General features: G+C 48.8%; 13 protein-coding genes. 9 read left to right on the top strand and 4 right to left on the bottom strand.

The genetic code is table 11. The annotated features are described in order from the left end of the window. Nucleotides 1–64: 64 nt before the first annotated feature. Nucleotides 65–1,003, bottom strand: a complete 939-nt coding sequence (melR, locus tag BZK42_RS10140) for a transcriptional regulator MelR (RefSeq protein WP_053389478.1) — start codon at nt 1,001–1,003, stop codon at nt 65–67. Between the two features lie 309 nt (nt 1,004–1,312). Between melR and BZK42_RS10135 the strand changes: the two genes are divergently transcribed. Further along, nucleotides 1,313–1,813: an anti-virulence regulator CigR family protein gene (locus BZK42_RS10135; RefSeq protein ID WP_053389479.1), complete on the top strand. Its 501-nt coding sequence runs from the start codon at nt 1,313–1,315 to the stop codon at nt 1,811–1,813. 79 nt (nt 1,814–1,892) lie between these two features. Here BZK42_RS10135 and BZK42_RS10130 read toward each other — a convergent pair whose 3' ends face one another. Continuing rightward, nucleotides 1,893–3,641, bottom strand: coding sequence for a sigma-54 interaction domain-containing protein (locus BZK42_RS10130; protein ID WP_080859111.1), 1,749 nt, complete (start codon nt 3,639–3,641; stop codon nt 1,893–1,895). A gap of 376 nt (nt 3,642–4,017) precedes the next feature. Here BZK42_RS10130 and dpaL point away from each other — a divergent pair, with 376 nt between their 5' ends. The 6 genes from dpaL (at nt 4,018) to BZK42_RS10100 (ending at nt 13,809) form a co-directional block, all read left to right on the top strand. Beyond that, a complete protein-coding gene (gene dpaL, locus BZK42_RS10125; RefSeq protein ID WP_428839380.1) occupies nt 4,018–5,232 on the top strand; it encodes a diaminopropionate ammonia-lyase in 1,215 nt (404 codons plus the stop codon). A 36-nt stretch (nt 5,233–5,268) separates the two neighbouring features. Then, nucleotides 5,269–6,453, top strand: coding sequence for a YgeY family selenium metabolism-linked hydrolase (locus BZK42_RS10120; protein WP_047499508.1), 1,185 nt, complete (start codon nt 5,269–5,271; stop codon nt 6,451–6,453). A gap of 67 nt (nt 6,454–6,520) precedes the next feature. Further along, nucleotides 6,521–8,113 (top strand): N-acyl-D-amino-acid deacylase family protein, encoded by a 1,593-nt coding sequence (locus BZK42_RS10115; RefSeq protein WP_080859110.1) that lies wholly within the window; start codon nt 6,521–6,523, stop codon nt 8,111–8,113. 78 nt (nt 8,114–8,191) lie between these two features. Then, nucleotides 8,192–9,478 (top strand): MFS transporter, encoded by a 1,287-nt coding sequence (locus BZK42_RS10110; protein WP_047358943.1) that lies wholly within the window; start codon nt 8,192–8,194, stop codon nt 9,476–9,478. 469 nt (nt 9,479–9,947) lie between these two features. Continuing rightward, a complete protein-coding gene (gene evgA, locus BZK42_RS10105) occupies nt 9,948–10,562 on the top strand; it encodes an acid-sensing system DNA-binding response regulator EvgA (RefSeq protein ID WP_016157256.1) in 615 nt (204 codons plus the stop codon). Between the two features lie 4 nt (nt 10,563–10,566). After that, nucleotides 10,567–13,809 (top strand): ATP-binding protein, encoded by a 3,243-nt coding sequence (locus BZK42_RS10100; RefSeq protein ID WP_080859109.1) that lies wholly within the window; start codon nt 10,567–10,569, stop codon nt 13,807–13,809. Nucleotides 13,810–13,883: 74 nt separating this feature from the next. On the opposite strand, the gene BZK42_RS10095 is transcribed toward BZK42_RS10100, so the two are convergent. Further along, nucleotides 13,884–14,510: a YfdX family protein gene (locus BZK42_RS10095; protein ID WP_016154099.1), complete on the bottom strand. Its 627-nt coding sequence runs from the start codon at nt 14,508–14,510 to the stop codon at nt 13,884–13,886. 280 nt (nt 14,511–14,790) lie between these two features. Between BZK42_RS10095 and BZK42_RS10090 the strand changes: the two genes are divergently transcribed. Together BZK42_RS10090 and BZK42_RS10085 are read left to right on the top strand one after the other, a co-directional pair. Continuing rightward, a complete protein-coding gene (locus tag BZK42_RS10090; protein ID WP_047358942.1) occupies nt 14,791–15,387 on the top strand; it encodes a DUF308 domain-containing protein in 597 nt (198 codons plus the stop codon). Then, nucleotides 15,387–15,734 (top strand): HdeA/HdeB family chaperone, encoded by a 348-nt coding sequence (locus BZK42_RS10085; RefSeq protein ID WP_016157253.1) that lies wholly within the window; start codon nt 15,387–15,389, stop codon nt 15,732–15,734. The genes BZK42_RS10090 and BZK42_RS10085 overlap by 1 nt, the downstream gene beginning before the upstream one ends. A 361-nt stretch (nt 15,735–16,095) precedes the next feature. Here the strand turns inward: BZK42_RS10085 and BZK42_RS10080 are convergent, their stop codons facing one another. Continuing rightward, the gene (locus BZK42_RS10080; protein WP_049040330.1) at nt 16,096–19,212 is read right to left on the bottom strand and encodes an efflux RND transporter permease subunit; all 3,117 of its coding nucleotides are present in this window, start codon (nt 19,210–19,212) and stop codon (nt 16,096–16,098) included. Between the last annotated feature and the right edge of the window lie 15 nt (nt 19,213–19,227).

The following is a 19,227-nucleotide window of genomic DNA, read 5'->3' as shown; positions in this document are numbered from 1 at the left end:
TTTTGACCTGCTATTCTGATGCTTATATTTTGGTTGTAAGGTAAGAGTGAGTTTGACGAATAAATTACCCCTCGGCATAAGGTGAATGATTTCGGCGCTGTTGGCTCAGTTTGCGATACTGCTGCGGCGGCATGCCGACGTATTTATGAAATGAGCTATAAAAACGGCTGCTGGATCGGAAACCTGCAATTGTAGCGATATCCAGAATTGTTTTATCCGTATCGCTGAGCAAAGCCCGCACATGGTTGATGCGCATTGCGGTAATATACTGTTTCATGGTTAGTTGCATCACGCGATGAAAAATGCCCATCGCATAATTTGGGTTGAGCTTAACGTGTTCGGCAATTGCATCGACCGTAAGCTGTTTGTCGCAGTTTGCGGCAATAAACTCCAGCATCTGGCTGACGTAAAACTGTGAATGCCGTGAAATACTGTTTTTCTGGGTGCGCGATGTTTTGTTACCCAGCACTGGCCGCCAGCCAGCGAGGCTAAATCGCTTGAGCATCAGGGCAATCTCATCAATGGCTAATTGACGAATTTGCTCATTGTCGCTGTTGAGTTCAATCTGCCAACGCTGCACTTCAAAAGCGCTCAACTGCTGCGAGGCAAGCGACGTAATCACCATCCCATGCGTCACGTGGTTAATCAGTTCCCTGTCCAGCGGCCAGGACAAAAACAGATGCATCGGTAAGTTGAAGATGGCCATCTGTTTACAGTGCCCGGCATCCGTCAGCTGATGGGGTGTGCAGGCCCAGAACAGCGTGATAAAGCCCTGTTTGCTTTTCACCACTTCGTCATTGAAAAGGTACTCCACATCGCCATCAAACGGCACATTCACTTCAACCTGACCGTGCCAGTGGCTGTAGGTCATGGCCAGCGGAGCCCGCAGCTCGACGTCCATCCGCTGATACTCTGAGTAGAGCGCCAGCGGACTTCGCGACTTTTTTTCATAGCTGCGACACATATGTGGGTCGAGCGGCAGCTGCGGGGTACTTTTTGCCATTATGGGTGGGTTCCTGAATAGTGAATCTGACCATGGGTAGCGCCAAAGCATGAACATAGCTTAACCGAAAAAAAACGCCGTTTTCTCTCCATTTTCGCGAAGTTATTCCCAAAAACTCAGATCCTGTGCCTGTCGCTTGCCGATCTGAGTTAACGGGAATGGCGGTTTTTAATTTTAAAAACGGTCAATCAAAGCTGCTCACTTTGCAAAGCGACAGCGTTTTTCTGCCAATAAATCGGATTCATAGCGATAGCCAATATTCACGCAATACCATACATTTTGTATGTATCCATATCTTAAGGAATCATCATGTCCAGGCTCCGTACTTTAGCAACGGCTTTAGTTGCCGTTGCCGCGATGTCGATGTGCGCTATCCCCGTTTCGGCTAACCCCGGTAATGGCAACGGAAATGGTAATAGCGGCAACCATGGTAATAGTGGGAATAAGGGTAATAGCAGTCATAGCCAGAAAGGAAACCCAGGCCCAAAAAACAACTCGCAATCGGAACAGCGTAAAAATTATGGCAAGCCGGACCATGTTGATAGTGATATTAGCTATAACATGGCCAGGCAGTATGCCGTCAGATATGGTTTGACGGGATATAAGTCACTGCCTCCGGGCATCGCCAAAAATCTGGCGCGAGGAAAACCACTTCCTCCGGGGATCGCTAAGAAAAGTGTCCCATCCTCGATGCTGAATCAACTGCCGTATTACCCAGGTTATGAATGGCAGGTTGTTGGCGACAATCTGGTGTTGATTGCACTGAGCACGGCAATTGTCACCGCGGTTATCAATGGTGTGTTTGATTAAGTATCCCTGTACTTAATTTGCTCTGTTATACACACCACAAGCCCGCGCTACGCGGGCTTAATTGTTAAAAAAGTGGGGCTCACAAACCATACAGTTTTATTTTTCGATAGAGCGTGGCAATACTGACTCCCAGTTCTGATGCAGCCTGTTTTTTGCCCTCCACGCTTGAACCAAATCGCTGAATGGCATTTTCGATGGCGTCCCTTTCCGCTTGTTTTCCTTGGATCGCCAGCTGTCGGGGTTGTGCGGTCATCGTGGTTTTCCTGCTGTCAGCCGGGGAGAGTAAATAAGGGGGCAGATGGCTGGCGTTGATCCCGGCGGCTTCTCCGCGCATCACAAAAATGTATTCGATGACGTTGCGTAATTCACGAATGTTCCCCGGCCAGTGCCAGGCATAAAGGCGATTAATAACGTCATCGGGCAGTTTTTGCGGTGCACGTTGGTAACTGACCGAAAACTCATCGGCAAAGTATTGTGCGAGGACGGCGATATCAGCCCTGCGTTCACGCAGGGAAGGAAGCACCAGAGGGACGACATTCAGGCGATAGAAAAGGTCTTCGCGAAACTGATTATTCTCCACCATCGCGCTAATATTTTTGTTGGTCGCGGCAATAATGCGCACATCAATATTAATGATGTTATTAGAACCCACGCGGGTGATCGCTTTTTCCTGCAACACCCTGAGCAGCTTGGCCTGCAGGTGCAGCGGCATATCGCCGATCTCATCCAGAAACAGGCTGCCGCCGTTGGCCAGTTCAAATTTCCCCATTCGTCCTTTGGGATCTGCACCGCTAAATGCACCGCGTACATAGCCAAACAGTTCGCTTTCCAGTAGTTGCTCGGGGATTGCCGCGCAGTTGATTGTCACGAAAGGGGCGGCTTTACGGGGGCTGTTTTGGTGAATGGCAAATGCCACGACCTCTTTACCCGAGCCGCTTTCCCCGGTGATGAGCACGCTGGCGTAGCTGTTGGCAATTTTGCTAATGGTGCTTCTGAGCTGCTCCATTGAGGAAGAGTGGCCAATCAGCCGCACCTGCGTGTCAGACTCATAAGGGGATGGAGTAAGGTTACTCAGGTAGTCGTGCGCATCACGAAAGATGACCATCGTTAAGCGATCGTTATCCAGCGAGGAGAGCGAAATTTGTTTGCACAGTACATGGTGTTTCTGGCCTTCAAGCGTCAGCCATGCTTCTTCATCGCCATACAAACTGTCCCCGGTTGTTTCAATGGTCAGCGGTAATCCCTGAACTTCGCGGTTGAGAATGCGATCGGCTGAATGATTGGCATGCCAGATAAGACCATTGCCATCAATTGCTACAACGCCGCGGTCCATGGCATCGATCAGACGCCGAAATGCGCCGAGGGTTTCCTGCGCGCGTAAACGCTCCAGACATTCAAAGACCTTACTGGAGATCATCACCGCGATTTGCTCAATAAAAGTGACAAATTTATCAATCTGGCTCAATAACGCGTCACGCTGCGCCTGGGTTGAGCAAATAATTCCGATCACGCCAATCACACGATTGTTGAGAAAAATTGGTGCGTTCAAATCCAGCATTTCAGAACAGTAGTGGTGTTTTTCACATAACTGACACAGCGGATGTTCGCCGGGGTTTTTGATAAGAACCGTTTCTCGGACCTGCAAAACGTGGTGGTAGATGTAGCCATTTTTTGCCACGTTTTCATTGAGCATATGTCGGTATTTACCGGTGCCAGCGATGCGCATTAAGGATTCATCGATGATTTCAACATCCGTTCCGGTTATGCCAGAAATAGCGTCGGCATAATTGCAGATATCATCCTGGATATTGCTGAGTACTGAAATCATGGTACTTCTCCGGCAGTGAGTGGCATTTCTCAAGGGAGATGATAAATATGCGAAGCAATGCAAAAATGATTTGCGAAGAATCAATCTACCGCTCTGTTTTTGGATGTTTTTTTTATTTTATCTTCCGCGATCACACTATTTATCAATTGTGAGAATTTATCAAGCGAGGCGATAAACTAACGCTGTGGTATTTTTCAGCGCCCATCTCGGTTTCTTTTTAATTATTTGAAAATAAAGACTTTGTTAAAATATTTATAAGGTTTTACTCGATTAATAAAAAACTGGTAAGCATTTTGCTCTATTGGCAATACCGATAGCGTAAATATCTCTGTATACGTCTATTACAGGGAGTGAAATACCAGAACAATGAGGTTTTATGATGCAGGAAAACTTATCATTTTTTATCAACCAGACACCGTTTACTGAACATCCAAACGCGCCGCTGGCACCGTTTAGTCGCCAGGAGCTGGTAAAAGCGTTGAATTTTCATCGGTCTATTCCGGGTTATGCGCCGACGCCGTTATATACGCTGCCGGCTCTTGCACAAAAGCTGGGTGTTAAAAATATCTATCTCAAGGATGAGTCTCAGCGTTTTGGCCTGAAAGCCTTCAAAGCGTTAGGCGGCTCCTATGCGATGGCGTGCCATATCGCGGAATTAATCGGCAAGGATATCAGTGAACTGCCGTTTAACGTGATGACCAGCGAAGAGGTACGCCGCGATCTCCAAACCGTCACGTTTGCCACCACCACCGATGGCAACCACGGTCGCGGTGTGGCGTGGATGGCGCGCCAGCTGAAGCAAAACGCCGTGGTTTATATGCCGAAGGGCTCTTCGCAGCAGCGTTTGACCTCCATCCGTAATGAAGGCGCTACCGCTGAAATCGTCGATATGAACTATGACGATGCGGTTCGCATGACCGCGGAACAAGCACAAAAGCATGGCTGGATTGTGGTGCAGGATACCGCCTGGGAAGGGTATGAAAAAATCCCGCAGTGGATTATGCAGGGCTACGGCACGCTGATGCTGGAGGCGATAGACCAACTGCATCAGGTTGCGCCGACGCATATTTTTGTTCAGGCAGGCGTTGGCTCGTTTGCCGGAATGGTGCAGGGAATGGTGACGGCAGCCTGGGGTGCACACCGCCCGAAAGTGATCGTCGCTGAAGCGTTAATTGCCGATTGTCTTTACCGCTCTGCCCGTTCTAAAGAGGGGGATGCAATTGCGGTGGGCGGCGATTTGCAAACCGTGATGGCTGGTCTCGCCTGCGGTGAGGCGAACAGCATCGGCTGGAAACTGCTACGTGATTATGCCAACGCATTTGCCTCCTGCCCTGATGAAGTCGCAGCGCTGGGCATGCGCATGCTGGGTAATCCGTTGGCGGGCGATCCGCAGATCGTATCTGGTGAGTCCGGCGCGGTCACTTCCGGTCTGCTGGCGCTGCTGATGACCTCACCTGAACTGGCGCAAACGCGTGAACAACTGGGGCTGGATGCGCATTCCCGCGTGCTGTTGGTCAGTACCGAAGGCGACACCGACCCACAACAATATCTGGATATTGTCTGGGGCGGTCAGTACCCGGGCATCAAATAACACATTTCCTGATTGAGAGAAATAACGGAGAAACCCATGTTATCTGCAAAACGTATTGATGAAGTTATTAAAAACTGTCAGGCGCTGATCCAACAAAAAAGTTATTCCGGTCAGGAAGGGGAAGTGGTTAATGCCATAAAAAAAATGATGCAGCATTACCAGTTCGATGACATCCACGTTGATAAGTACGGCAACATTGTGGGCGGCATTGTAGGCAATCAGCCGGGGAAAACGCTGGTTCTCGATGGACATATCGATACCGTGCCGGTCAACGAAGAGAAGTGGAGCCGCAACCCGTACGGCGGCGATATCGACGATGGCAAAATTTATGGTCGCGGTACAACCGATATGAAAGGTGCCGTGGCGGCGATGATTTCCGCCGTGGGTTTTTTCGGCCAGGACAATCAGCGTAATTTTGCCGGCAAAATCTACGTTGCCTGCATCGTGCATGAGGAGTGCTTTGAAGGTATTGCTGCCCGGCTGGTCAGCGAGCGCTATAAGCCGGACTACGTGATCATCGGTGAAGCTTCCGAGTTAAACCTGAAAATTGGTCAGCGTGGCCGCGCTGAAATTGTGGTCGAAACGTTTGGTAAACCCGCGCATTCCGCCAACCCGCAGGCAGGCATTAACGCGGTGTACAAAATGGCGCAATTGATCGACAAAATTCGCACAATCACTCCGCCCACGCACCCGGTACTGGGGCCTGGCATTCTGGAGCTTACCGACATTAAATCTTCGCCATACCCGGGAGCTTCGGTAGTGCCGGATTATTGTCGCGCAACCTACGATCGTCGTTTGCTGGTGGGTGAAACCAAAGAAAGTGTTATTGCCCCACTGGAAAATGCGCTTGCGGAACTTACCGCACAGGATCCGCAGTTTAAGGCCCGTGTCTCCTACGCGGTAGGTCAGGAGTCTTGCTATACCGGTGCCACGATTGAGGGCGAGCGCTTCTTCCCGGGCTGGGTGTATGACGAGTCTGACGAATTCGTGCAGGCCGCTCTGGCTGGCGTTCGCGAGGCCGGGTTTAATCCAACCATCACACAGTACTCATTTTGCACCAACGGCAGCCACTATGCGGGCGAAGCGGGAATTAAAACTATCGGCTTCGGACCTTCACGTGAAAACCTGGCCCACACCATCGATGAATATATCGAGATTGATCAGTTAACCGGCTCGGCCAGCGGCTATTACAGCATCATTCAGACACTCTATCGCCAATAAAAAGAAAGATAACAACCTCTTACCTTACAAGTGGTGTCGTGAAGCGACACCGCTATGGAGAATAACGATGAAAACCATTTTCAAAAACGGAAATGTAATCGATGGGACGGGCAGCAAAGGCAGAATTGCCGATGTGATGGTTGACGAAGGACGCATTGTCGCAATCGGACAAATTGACGTTGGCGTTAATGAGCAGGTTATTGACGCAACGGGAAAAATTATTTGTCCTGGTTTTATTGATACCCATACGCACTCTGACCTGTCGGCCATTATTAACCCCGCGCTGTCGGCAAAAATTCGTCAGGGTATTACCACCGAGCTGTTAGGGCAGGATGGTGTCGCCCTGGCGCCGTTGCCTGAAGAATATATTCCGGCCTGGCGTAAAAATATCGCCGGACTGGATGGCGATACCGACAAAATAGACTGGAAATATAAAAACACAGACGGCTACCTCAATCTGCTGGCATCGCGTCATCCGGCGACAAACCTCGCGTATTTAGTTCCGCATGGCAACGTACGCATGGAAGCCATGGGCCTGGATGGGCGCCCCTCTACTCGTGAGGATGTGGCGAAGATGTGCGAAATCCTTGAGCGGGAGTTACAAGCGGGGGCGTTTGGTCTTTCCACTGGGCTCATCTACATGCCTTGCGCCTTTGGCGATACCGCCGAAATGATTGAACTGTGCAAAGTGACGGCGAAATATGACGGGATCTTTGTGGTGCATCAGCGCAGTGAAGCAGACGATATTATCAACTCAACGCAGGAACTGATTGATATCGCCACCGCCACCGGTGTCTGGCTGCATATTTCACACATGAAGGTTTGCGGTAAGAAAAACTGGGGGCTGATTGACCAGATGCTGGGCATGTTGGAACAGGCGCAGGAAGAGGGGATTCGTATCTCTTTCGACCAGTATCCGTATGTGGCGGGCAGCACGATGCTCGGCGTGATCCTGCCGCCGTGGGTCCACTCCGGTGGCACTGACAAATTACTTGAGCGGCTGGCCTCGCCTGAACTGCGCGCCAAAATGATCGACGATATTCAGCAGGGCATTCCTGGCTGGGATAACTTTATCGATTTTGCCGGGCTGGACCAGATTTTTGTCACCAGCGTGAAAACGACAAAAAACCAGGATGCCGTCGGTCTGAACCTCGTTCAGTTGGGCGAGCTACGCGGAAAAGATCCGTACAACGCCACCTTCGATCTGCTGTTTGAAGAAGAAAACGCCGTTGGGATGGTCGACTTTTACGGTACTGAAGAGCATGTGATTAAGTTCCTTTGCCGTCCTGAGCAAAACGTCTGTACCGACGGTTTAATGGGGGCTGGCAAACCGCATCCGCGCGTGTTTGGCGCATTCCCTCGTGTGCTCGGTAAATATGTGCGTGAAGAGGGATGTCTGAGCTGGGAAGCGGCAATCCGTAAGATGACTGGCAAACCCGCTGAGGTATTAGGCCTGCAGGATCGTGGGCTGCTGAAAGTGGGTTATGCGGCGGATATTGTGATGTTCGATCCTAACACCATTGCCGATAAGGGCACTTTTGTTGAACCCAATCAATATCCGGAAGGGATTGAAATTGTCATGGTTAATGGGCGCATTGCCTTAATCAATGGCACTGAAAGTTATGCCTGTAGCGGTACGGTTATTAGAAAACAATATTAATAAATAACGCTAAACACGCATTGATTTATCGCGACCATTTATGGCCGCGGTAGATCACTACACCCTAAGGACATCACAATGAACCTACAAACGTCTTTACCTTCAGGTAAACCAAAGACCTGGAAAGCAAGGTATACCGTCCTGACATTGATCTGGCTGGCGTGGCTGCTCTCTTTTCTCGACAGAATGGTGATGAGCGTTTCGCTCCCTTATATCGGCAAAGATTTAAATCTGGATACGACCCAACAAGGGTTAATTATTAGCGCCTTTTTTATTGGTTATGCCGCGTTTCAAATTCCCGGCGGTTTACTGGCGGATAAGTTTGGTTCGCGCAAAATCATGGCCATCGGTATTGCCTGGTGGTCTGTTTTCACCAGCTTAACCGGCGCCGTGTTGACGCTGCCGCTAATGCTGGCCGTTCGCTTCTTCTTTGGTGTTGGTGAAGGTTGTTTCCCGTCGGCTTCCTGGAAGATGATATCAACCTATTTCCCGTCGAAAGAACGTGGCCGCGCCACGGCGATTCAGTCAACGGTAAACACCTTAGGCCCGGCGCTGGCGGTAGTGGTAGCCGCAAGTATAATCGGGGCCTTTGGCTGGCACATGGTCTTTATCGTGCTAGGTATTCCGGGTCTGTTTATCGCGGCGGGGATTTACTTATTTACCCGTGACAATCCGAAAGATCACCCCGCAATTACGCAGCAGGATCTGGCGGAACTGGCTGCTGACGAGCAGGGAAGCCTGCAAAACACCAGCGGCATCGCGTTTAAAGACGTCCTCAAAATGCCGGTGCTCTGGCAAATGGCAAGTATCTGGTTTTTGTTTGATATCACCTTCTGGGGCTTTTCAACCTGGCTGCCAAGCTACCTGATCACCGTTCGTGAGTTTTCTCTGGCAAAAACCGGCGTTATGGCGGCCATTCCCTTCCTGTTTGGCGCAGGCGGAACGTTGTTAGGCGGCTATTGCTCAGATAAATTTAAACCCCAGCGTAAAACGTTGTATGTCGTGACCTCCGTTATTGCCGCGGGTTTCCTGTACCTGACCTTCAGCGTGAGCAGTGCAGATATGGCGGTGGTTTATCAGTGTATTTCAGCCCTGTTCATGTTCTTCGCCATGGCGACATTTTGGGGCATTCTGATGGACACCATTCCCAGCAACATCATGGGGCGGGCATCCGGGATCGTTAACTTTGGCGGTCAGATGGCGGGAGTCGTTTCTGCACCTATCATCGGCTGGCTGATTCAAAGCAGTGGTGGAAGTTATAACAGCGCCTTTATCTTTATGATTGCCGCGCTGTTGTGTTCTGCCGTCGTTACGCTGACCGTGAAAAGCTCCCATGCTATTGGGGCGTTGCCCAGTAAAGCCTGATTCATGACTGACTCCTGTGGCTCTGTTGTTTCCTGAGCCACAGGGCGTTTTACTATCAAATCAGCAGGTTTATTATCTTTTTCTCCAGATTTGACCTGGTATAAAAATGATTCTTAGATAGCTATTCTGCATATACACCTTTGCCGTTGTGATGAAAACTCCCCCTGGTTATATGACCCCGGGCATTAAGAATGAATCATAATAAATGAGGGATTTATCCTACACATGTAGGAATATTCCTTTTGGTTGTGTTAATGGTTTGATATTTAGATAGGCTCAAGGTTTAAAATTTGTAAAATACAGTGTTGCATTTATGCCTTATTCTTCGTTTTTATAAAAAACTAATAAATATACGTGTGAATGTGTTAGGATTTACCTGATAACGCCTTATTTTTATAAATTATAATGCTTAAGGCTCGCCTGCTCGATAGCCATCGCCTCTCTTTATTTATCTGGATTCTTATACGCAATGAACGCGATAATCGTTGATGATCACCCATTAGCTCGCATAGCCATCCGCAACTTACTCGATACTAATGGTATTACCGTAACCACCGAGCTCGACAGCGGAGAGCATGTGGTCCAAACCGTTGAGAAAACTAAGCCGGAGCTACTGATTATTGATGTGGATATTCCGGGCATCAGCGGCATCGAAGTGCTGGAGCAACTGCGAAAGCGGCACTATGCTGGTGTAATCATTATCATTTCAGCCAAAAATGAATTTTTTTACGGCAAACGTAGCGCCGAATACGGTGCCAACGGATTTGTGAGTAAAAAAGAGGGTATGAATAATATTCTTGCCGCAATCGAAGCTGCAAAAAATGGGTATAGCTATTTTCCCTTTTCCCTTGAGCATTTTACTGGCTCATCTGTCAGCGAACAGGATAAGCTTGATACGTTGTCGACCCAGGAAATGAGAGTGTTGCGTTATATTCTTAACGGTATGGATTACAGCACTATTGCCAGCAAAATGAACATCAGTAATAAAACGGTAAGCACCTATAAAAGCCGTTTGATGGAGAAATTAGATTGCTCGTCATTAATGGAAATTTATGATTATGCGCAAAGAAATAAAATAGGATAGAGTAATGCTGGAACGCTTGTTTATTTTTTTGATGGTCATATTTACCATCGGGTTTTCTACGGGGGTAAGCTCAGCCCGGCAAGTTGAGCTAAAAAGTAACTATAATACCTCAGTACAACATATCGGCTTGAACAGGGAAGAAACAAACTGGTTAGCGCATAAAAAAACCTTGGTTGTTGGCACCTGGTTACCGGAAGTCTCCCCCATTGTTTATCAAAATAGCGGTGAATATTATCGGGGCGTCAACGCGGATTATCTTGCGCTAATGCAAAAGAATCTCAATATAAAAATTGTTATAAAGCAGTATGATAATGAGCAAGAAGCGCTGACCGCACTTACCAGTAACGATGTAGATACATTGATAACTCAGCTGTCCCGGCGACAAGATGTTGGCGGCCATTTATTGCGCACTTCGGCATTACTGACTACGTGGCCGACGCTTGTGACCTCGCTAAAAAACACCATGCTGCCGCTGACCTCGGAGCATCCGGTTAGCGTCGCGTGTGTGCGAGATTGTCCTTTTCTTGATGTTATCCAGGATGCTTTTCCTGAAGCTAAAGTCTCATTTTACGACGACGAGTATCAGGCCATGGCATCGGTAGTGAACGGTGATAACCAATATTATATTGGGAACAATATCACCAGCAGTCATTGTGTCTCCCGATATTTTTCGCAATCACTGGTTATTACGCACTACTTTGATAAACAAGAGCAATATAATTATTTTGTGGTGAAGGGCGACCAGCCAGTATTAAGAAATATTCTTGATGGTTTCATTACGTCAATCAGTAATGAAATTCATATGCAGGTCATGCAGAACTGGCTGAACCGCGGTAACCTTGCTTTTCTGAATGCGCCTATTCCTTTTACCGATCAGGAAAAAGCGTGGCTGAAGAAGAAACATACTATTCGCATTCTTATCAATCCAGATTATCCGCCTTACACGCTTGTCGATCGCAGCGGTGAGTTACGTGGAATTCTTGGCGATTTGCTGAATATTATTCATCTGCAAACGGGGATTGATTTTGAGCCGGTTTTGGCCAACACCAAAAGTGAACAGACCAAACAAATAAGCGGCGAACGATGGGATATGTATCCCACTATTACCCTGACAAATCAAAATCAGCACAATTCGACCTTTAGCGATCCGCTGATGAATGTGGCGTTTGTGATTATCACTTCCCGCGATGAAACGGCCGACTCGTTACTGAATACACCGATCCGTATTGCGTTGCCCGCCGGACATGTTTTGGAAAGTGACCTGAAACAACGCTACCCGCAGGCCACCTGGGTGGATGCTGATACTGGCAGCGTCGCGATGACTATGCTCAGGGATGGCAAGGTTGACGCGGCAATTGCTACCGAATTGTCGGCAAGGTTCATGGTCGATCATGACTACCAGAAAAACATGCACTTTTTTAGGCTACCAGATATGCCTGGCGCGTCGGTGAGCTTTGCGGTTTCTCCCCACGAGCCCATGTTGAAGTCCGTCATGGATAAAGCGCTGCAGGCGATACCGCCGCGTGAGATTTTGCAGATGACGGAGAAGTGGTCGAAAATTTCTAATACGCAGGTCGATCTCTGGAGTCGGTATAGCAAACAGTTCTATCAACTGGTGGTGTTTGCGCTGTTGCTGATAGCAATTAGCCTGATCTGGGGGATCTCACTCTCCCGTGAGGTAAATAAAAGAAAACAATCACAGAGGCAGTTGGAAGAGCAGCTTCATCTCAAAGAGGCATTGTCTCAAGAACTGGAAACCGAAAAAAATAAAGCGATTGAAGCAACCAAGGCCAAAAGTCGCTTTCTTGCGAGCATGAGCCATGAATTACGTACCCCTGTCAGCTCGATTGTGGGCTTTCTGGAATTACTGTCGAGCTCAGAACTCAGCCCGGCACAACGAAAAGAGGCGATTGCTCTTACCGCAGCGACAGCCCAGTCACTGCTTGGGCTGATCGGTAAGATTCTGGATGTTGATAAGATTGAGTCTGGTAAATATCAGGTTGTTCCTCAATGGACGGATCTCTCGCAGCTCATTGAATTGCAGTGTCACTCTTTTGATGCCTTAGCCAGACAGAAAGGCGTTACGCTTGCTTGCGTAAGCCAGTTGCCGGCAAACGAGCGGGTGTTTGTCGATCAACAAGCTTTGCGGCAAATTCTCACCAACCTGGTGGGCAATGCGCTGAAGTTTACCGAGCAGGGTAGCATTCATGTGACGGCCCGTTTAACACCTGACGGGGAGAATCACGGTACCCTGACCATCGCCATTAGCGATACCGGTTGCGGGATTAGCGAAGAGGAGCAGGCCGGGCTGTTTCGTCGCTACGCTCAGGGGCGCTGTGGGCGTCAACAAACGGGGTCTGGTCTGGGATTATTTATCTGCAAAGAACTGGTGACGCTGATGGGCGGTACGCTGGAGTTGATGAGCGTCCCGGCGCAAGGAACCACGTTTACCATAACGCTGCCGGTTGAGACAGCTCGCCAGTCAATTGTACCGGATAGCAACACGCCGGGGGCGCTGTTGCCGCTGCCGTGTCTGTCTATTTTGATAGCAGATGACAACCCGACCAATCGCCTGCTGCTTAAGCGACAGTTGAACGCCATTGGTTACAGCGTGGATGAAGCGTGTGATGGTGAGGAAGCCGAAGCCAAACTGGCTAAAAAATCATACGACCTGTTGATAACCGATGTGAATATGCCGAAGAAGGACGGGTTTGATCTTGCGGCTTCGTTACGTCGTCAGCAGCCTCATTTACAAATATGGGGACTGACGGCCAGCGCGCTCCCACAGTCACGCGACAGGTGTCTGCAAAACGGCATGAATTTGTGTCTGTTTAAGCCTGTGTCGATTCAGACACTGACGCATGAATTAAGCAAAATCGAAACCGGTTATTCGTCTCCTTGTGCAATCCGGCATTTGAAATTCAATGTCTTGACGGAAAATACCGGCGGCGATCGCGCATTAATGAACGAGATACTCGAAACATTCCGCGAGGCAACGTTTAGCGATTTACAGGCGGCCGAGAAAGCCGTTGAGCAAGACGAACCCCAGCTGTTTTTGCGAGCCCTTCACCGGTTGCATGGTTCGGCGCAAATTCTGGGCATTACTGCTCTTCAGACGCTATGCGAACCTTTTGAATCGATGCGACATGACGATCTTCCTCTGGCAGTACGCCAGGAAGCATTACAGAAGATTGTTGCCGTCATGCGGGAAATTGAGATTGAGATTAACAGTCTGATTAGCCATTAACCCCCCTGATCGGGTTGCCGTAGCAACCCGATCAGGAGAGAAAGTCCTGGTTCAACACTACGTAGTGCTGAGTATTACTGGCCTGCGCCCAGCATCTCGCTATCGATCACAATGCCTTCTTCAGCACCCTTTAACACAAGGTTTGCTTCATAGTATTTACCTGAAGACAGCAGTTTTTGAGCGCTGGCAACGGCTTTACGCGTCTGATTCAGGGGCATCAGGTATTGGGTCTGAAGCACGCTGATACCCGCCAGTTGCAAGGTATCCACAGCACCTTTCCAGTCGCCTTTAGCCATTTTGCCATTCGCTGTATTGATAGCAGATTCTTTAGCTGGGGTGGCAATATAGTCTTCTGACAGCGCAATCGTAGCGTTAATAATCACGTACTGATCGTCAATCATCTTGGCTTTAGGCGCAGCTTTTACAAATTTCGCCCAGTCGTGGCTGTCACCTGCAAGCAGGGAAGCGGCGTCATCGGTTAATTTTTTAGCACTGTCAGGCTGTCCATGAAACAGGGCCAGACGGGCAAGCTGAATATCACGCATCGCGTTTGCACCTTGTACTGCGACCTGCATAATATCGGCAGCTTCTTTTTGTACATTGGCGGTAGCAGTTTGTGCCGGCGTGGTAGTGGTAGCAGCCAGTACCGGGGCTGAGCCCATCATGGTTGCAAGCAGACCTGCAAGAATAATCTTTTTCATTACTTTCTCCTGAATAAATTTGGTATATCTCACCAAACGAAATAAGCATATTAAATAACTTCGAAGAGTGGAATCAGAGCCAGGATAGAATAATGAGCGTTTAATCTTACAGGTGTCAGACGTCTGACGCGTGTAGGATTATACGGATAATGACATTCCTTTATTCTTATATACGAATTCGGAGTGAAAGTCTTATCATCCCATTGTAAGTGATATGTATTAAGTGAATATTACTCTTTTATTAGTAGGTTACATTGCGTTTCTATGTAACGGAGGATGTATGTTTGTTTTTAATCAGCGTAGCCTGAAAGCATTTAATGAAAAAACACTATTTCATTATAAAAGACACGCCACAATCATGGCCGTGCTGTTGTTGGTTTGTGGCATCTGCTGCTTAATCTATCCAATCGCTGCAGGTGTTTACTTGAGCTATGCAACAGGTTTTATGTTCCTGGTGTGCGGCTTCTATTCTATTTACAGCCTGTTTTCCTCGGGTAAAAAGCAGTTGAAAGCCAAATTTACCTATGCCTTTTTTGCTATCGCATGGTTGCTGCTGGGATACTGTTTCCTCGAAAATCCTGTGATAGGTATGAATTCATTGGCAATGGTTTTTTGCTGCCTGTTTATTCTTGGCGGGATTTTTCGTGTTGCTTCCGGCGTCAAAATGTTCCGCAGTCCGGGCTATGGATGGAATATTTTTATCGGTATTTTTGACCTGCTTATTGCAGCCGTATGGCTGAATATGGATCCCGACCGTTCTTATGTGTTTACCTCCATCTTTATAGGCGTTGAGATGATTTTTAGCTCTTTGGCTTTTATCAGTCTGCGCAGAAATGCGTCGTTGGTACAAACTGAAAAACTCGCCGATAAAAATTAATGCTACTTCTGGAGCGCATTGTGAATATTAAATTGATTGTCTCTACAGCTATTCTTATGGCCTCTGTTATGGCGCCGATGAGCCGTGCTTTTGCTACACAGGCAACGGAAGCGGCGCCACAAGATATGACCTGTAAAGAATTCGTTGATATGAGTCGGCAATACATGACAGCAATTGCCTTTGTGATTGTTAATAAAAATTCGGATTTTAAAGGCGATGATTATGTTCCCCTGCATGAGGTGGAAACTGTCGCTGTACCCAAGATGATTAAAATGTGTCATCGACACCCTGATACTAAATTGGGCGAGCTGGCCGTAAATCTGAAGGGTTCCGGTCTGCACTATTGATTACCCGTTTTGATAGCCTGGCATGAGTCAGAATTGACAACCTCTGTACCTACCTTAGTTGTTACCCTACAAGAAAAAATCCACGTAATGTTTACCCTGCTATCCACGAGAAATTCGCTGGATAACAGGGCCCGCTAACAACCGTAGACCTGATAAGCGAAGCGCCACCGGGTATTGATTACCCGCAGAGCAGAGGGACTCAAGTGTGGTGGAGAATGCCACTCTTAACGTAGTCACAGTATCGTCGCTGTAATGAAATGAAGAACTTAAGGTGAACGGAACCCTTTCTCTGAGAGAGCATTGAGAATCCCTGGGATTTAATAAACTTATCCCAGGGATAATCACGTACGAGGGCAGGGTATCAGCGCCGTGTTTTGAATCGCGCCAGCATGTTTTCTACGAGAACAAAGAACAGCGGAACAAAGTAGATCGCCAGCACTGTCGCGGCCAGCATCCCACCAATAACACCCGTACCGACGGCATTTTGCGCACCAGAGCCCGCGCCGTTGCTTATTGCCAGAGGGATAACCCCTAAGATAAAGGCCAGTGACGTCATCAAAATAGGGCGTAAGCGCATTTGCGCGGCCTCTACTGCGGCTTCAAGCGGCGTTTTTCCTTCCTTTTGCATGATCTCGACGGCGAACTCGACGATCAGAATGGCGTTTTTAGCCGAGAGCCCCATGGTGGTGAGCAGGCCTACCTGGAAGTAAACATCATTGCTCAGGCCGCGCAAGTCGGTCGCCAGCAAAGCGCCGACCACCCCGATTGGCACAACCAGCATTACCGAGAACGGTATCGACCAGCTTTCATACAGTGCCGCCAGTGCCAGAAACACGACGATCAGCGAAATGCCGTACAGCATTGGTGCCTGGTTTGTGGACAGCGCCTCCTGATAAGACAGACCGGTCCAGGCATAGCCGACGCCCGCAGGCAGTTTATTTATCAGCGATGCCATAAATTTCATCGCATCGCCGCTGCTTTTCCCTTCGACCGGCTGGCCCAGAATTTCCATTGCAGGCTGACCGTTGTAGCGTTCAAGGCGGGGAGAACCGTAGGTCCATTCGGTGGATGAGTAGGCCGAAAGCGGCGTCATAGCGCCGGAGGCATTACGTACGTACCAGTGATTAATATTATCCGGCAACATACGGAACGGCGTATCGGCCTGGACATACACTTTTTTAACGCGTCCCTGATTCAGGAAATCATTGACATAGCGACTACCGAACGCCGTGGAGATGGTCTGATTGATATCCGATAATGCAACGCCCATGGCTTCTGCCTTCGTGGCGTTGACATGAATGCGGAACATCGGTGTATCTTCCAGACCATTCGGGCGCACCCCGTCGACCTCACCGGACGACTGGTTGGCCAGCGCCAGAAGCTCGTTTCGGGCCTGCATCATTTTTTCATGCCCAAGGTTACCGTTATCCAGCAGCTCCATGTCAAAACCTGAAGCCGTTCCCAGTTCTGCAACAGCGGGTAAATTAAACGGATAAACGACGGCATTATTGATGGTGCTTAAGGCCATCATCGCCCGTCGAATAATGGCGGTAACTGAGTTTTCTTCACCAACGCGTTCTGACCACGGTTTCAGGCTGATAAACGCCAGACCGTTGTTTTGCCCCTGGCCGCTAAAACCAAATCCGCCTACGGTGAAAACCGAAGCGACATTTTTCTGTTCTTTCGTCAGGTAGTAATCCGTTATTTCCCCGAGCACTTTGCTGGTGTTCACCATCGTTGAGCCCGAAGGCAATTGCGCGGTGGTCATGAATACCCCCTGGTCTTCTTCAGGCAAAAAGGAGGTCGGGGTACGTAGAAACAGCACAATCATGCCCGCGCCAATCACTAAGTACACGACCATATAACGGCCTGTGCAACGTAGCAGTTTACGGGTGCTGTCCGTGTAGTGCTGAGTACATTTCTCCATGAAGTGATTGAAACGGGTAAACAGAAAATGTGTGTTTGCTTTTTCTCCCTCGTGGGATTTCAACAGCATGGCGCAGAGTGCTGGCGTCAGGCTCATCGCCACAAACACCGACAGCAGCATGGAGGAGATTAAAGTGATAGAAAACTGACGGAAAATTTCACCGGTTGCTCCGCTCATAAATGCCATCGGCATAAATACGGCGGATAACACAACGGCAATACCGACCAGCGCTCTCTGCAACTGGCCCATCGCTTTGTGGGTCGCCGCTTTTGGTGACAAGTGTTCTTCGGCAATAATGCGTTCTACGTTCTCAACCACCACGATGGCATCATCGACTAACAACCCTATCGCCAGCACCATGCCAAACATCGTGAGCGTATTAATCGAAAAACCCGCGATGTCGAGTATCGCAAAGGTGCCAAGGATCACTACCGGAACGGCGATTGTGGGAATAAGCGTTGCGCGGAAACTTTGCAAAAACAGATACATGACGAGGAATACCAGAATGATTGCCTCGATCAAAGTATGAAAAACCCCCTGAATCGAAATCTCGATAAACGGAGTGGTGTCATAGGGATAAACGGTTTTCATGCTGGCCGGAAACCAGGCCGATAATCTGTTCAGCTCTTGTTTGACTGCCTGGGATGTTTCCAGGGCATTCGCGCCAGCGGCAAGTTTAATTGCAATCCCGGCGGCGGGTTTGCCGTTGTAACGTGCAACCGTTGCATAATTTTCCGCACCCAGCTCAATTCGCGCGACATCGCGCAGCAGAACCTGGGAACCATCTTGCTGAACTTTTAGGAAGATCTTGCCAAATTCATCGGTAGTTTGCAGGCGCGTCTGGACGATTATCGACGCATTTAGCTGCTGATCGGCTGACTGAGGCATGCCTCCCAACTGCCCGCCTGATATCTGGTTGTTCTGAACTTTGAGCTGGGTAATGACGTCCTGAGGTGTGAGGTTATACTTGTCGAGCTTTTGCGGATCCAGCCAGATACGCATGGCGTATTGCGAACCGAATAACTGTACGCTCCCCACCCCGGCAGTGCGGCTTATTGGGTCTTTGATGTTTGAAGCCACATAGTCGGCAATATCATATTGGCTCAGGCTGTTATTATCAGAGATAAAGCCGGCGACCATCAAAATATTGCTGCTGGATTTATCAACACTGATCCCTTGCTGCTGTACTTCCTGCGGTAAAGAAGGCATCGCCAGCTGCAGTTTATTCTGTACCTGAACCTGCGCAATATCGGGTGACGTGCCCGTTTTGAAAGTCAGGATAATCGACGCATTACCTGCCGCATCGCTGGTGGATGACATATACATCAGGCCATCAAGACCATTCATATTCTGTTCAATCACCTGAGTCACGGAGTCTTCAACGGTCTTTGCGTCTGCCCCTGGGTAGGCAGCGCTGATGGTAATGGTTGGGGGAGCGATTTGTGGATATTGGGCGATCGGCAGGTTCATTATCGCGATACCGCCCGTAAACATCATGATAATGGCGAGCACCCAGGCGAAAACCGGGCGCTCAATAAAAAAGTTGGCCATGAAGAAAGTGTCCTT

Origin of the sequence: Citrobacter braakii, from assembly GCF_002075345.1 — a bacterium.
In the GTDB taxonomy this organism is placed as follows: Bacteria; Pseudomonadota; Gammaproteobacteria; order Enterobacterales; family Enterobacteriaceae; genus Citrobacter; species Citrobacter braakii.
Note: the sequence above shows the minus strand (reverse complement) of the source record. Positions and strands in the feature narration are given on the sequence as shown.

What these genes read in the sequence shown, in the direction of transcription:
- melR (WP_053389478.1), bottom strand. Translation starts at nt 1,003, where the DNA reads ATGGCAAAAAGTACCCCGCAGCTGCCGCTCGACCCACATATGTGTCGC.
- BZK42_RS10135 (WP_053389479.1), top strand. Translation starts at nt 1,313, where the DNA reads ATGTCCAGGCTCCGTACTTTAGCAACGGCTTTAGTTGCCGTTGCCGCG.
- BZK42_RS10130 (WP_080859111.1), bottom strand. Translation starts at nt 3,641, where the DNA reads ATGATTTCAGTACTCAGCAATATCCAGGATGATATCTGCAATTATGCC.
- dpaL (WP_428839380.1), top strand. Translation starts at nt 4,018, where the DNA reads ATGATGCAGGAAAACTTATCATTTTTTATCAACCAGACACCGTTTACT.
- BZK42_RS10120 (WP_047499508.1), top strand. Translation starts at nt 5,269, where the DNA reads ATGTTATCTGCAAAACGTATTGATGAAGTTATTAAAAACTGTCAGGCG.
- BZK42_RS10115 (WP_080859110.1), top strand. Translation starts at nt 6,521, where the DNA reads ATGAAAACCATTTTCAAAAACGGAAATGTAATCGATGGGACGGGCAGC.
- BZK42_RS10110 (WP_047358943.1), top strand. Translation starts at nt 8,192, where the DNA reads ATGAACCTACAAACGTCTTTACCTTCAGGTAAACCAAAGACCTGGAAA.
- evgA (WP_016157256.1), top strand. Translation starts at nt 9,948, where the DNA reads ATGAACGCGATAATCGTTGATGATCACCCATTAGCTCGCATAGCCATC.
- BZK42_RS10100 (WP_080859109.1), top strand. Translation starts at nt 10,567, where the DNA reads ATGCTGGAACGCTTGTTTATTTTTTTGATGGTCATATTTACCATCGGG.
- BZK42_RS10095 (WP_016154099.1), bottom strand. Translation starts at nt 14,510, where the DNA reads ATGAAAAAGATTATTCTTGCAGGTCTGCTTGCAACCATGATGGGCTCA.
- BZK42_RS10090 (WP_047358942.1), top strand. Translation starts at nt 14,791, where the DNA reads ATGTTTGTTTTTAATCAGCGTAGCCTGAAAGCATTTAATGAAAAAACA.
- BZK42_RS10085 (WP_016157253.1), top strand. Translation starts at nt 15,387, where the DNA reads ATGCTACTTCTGGAGCGCATTGTGAATATTAAATTGATTGTCTCTACA.
- BZK42_RS10080 (WP_049040330.1), bottom strand. Translation starts at nt 19,212, where the DNA reads ATGGCCAACTTTTTTATTGAGCGCCCGGTTTTCGCCTGGGTGCTCGCC.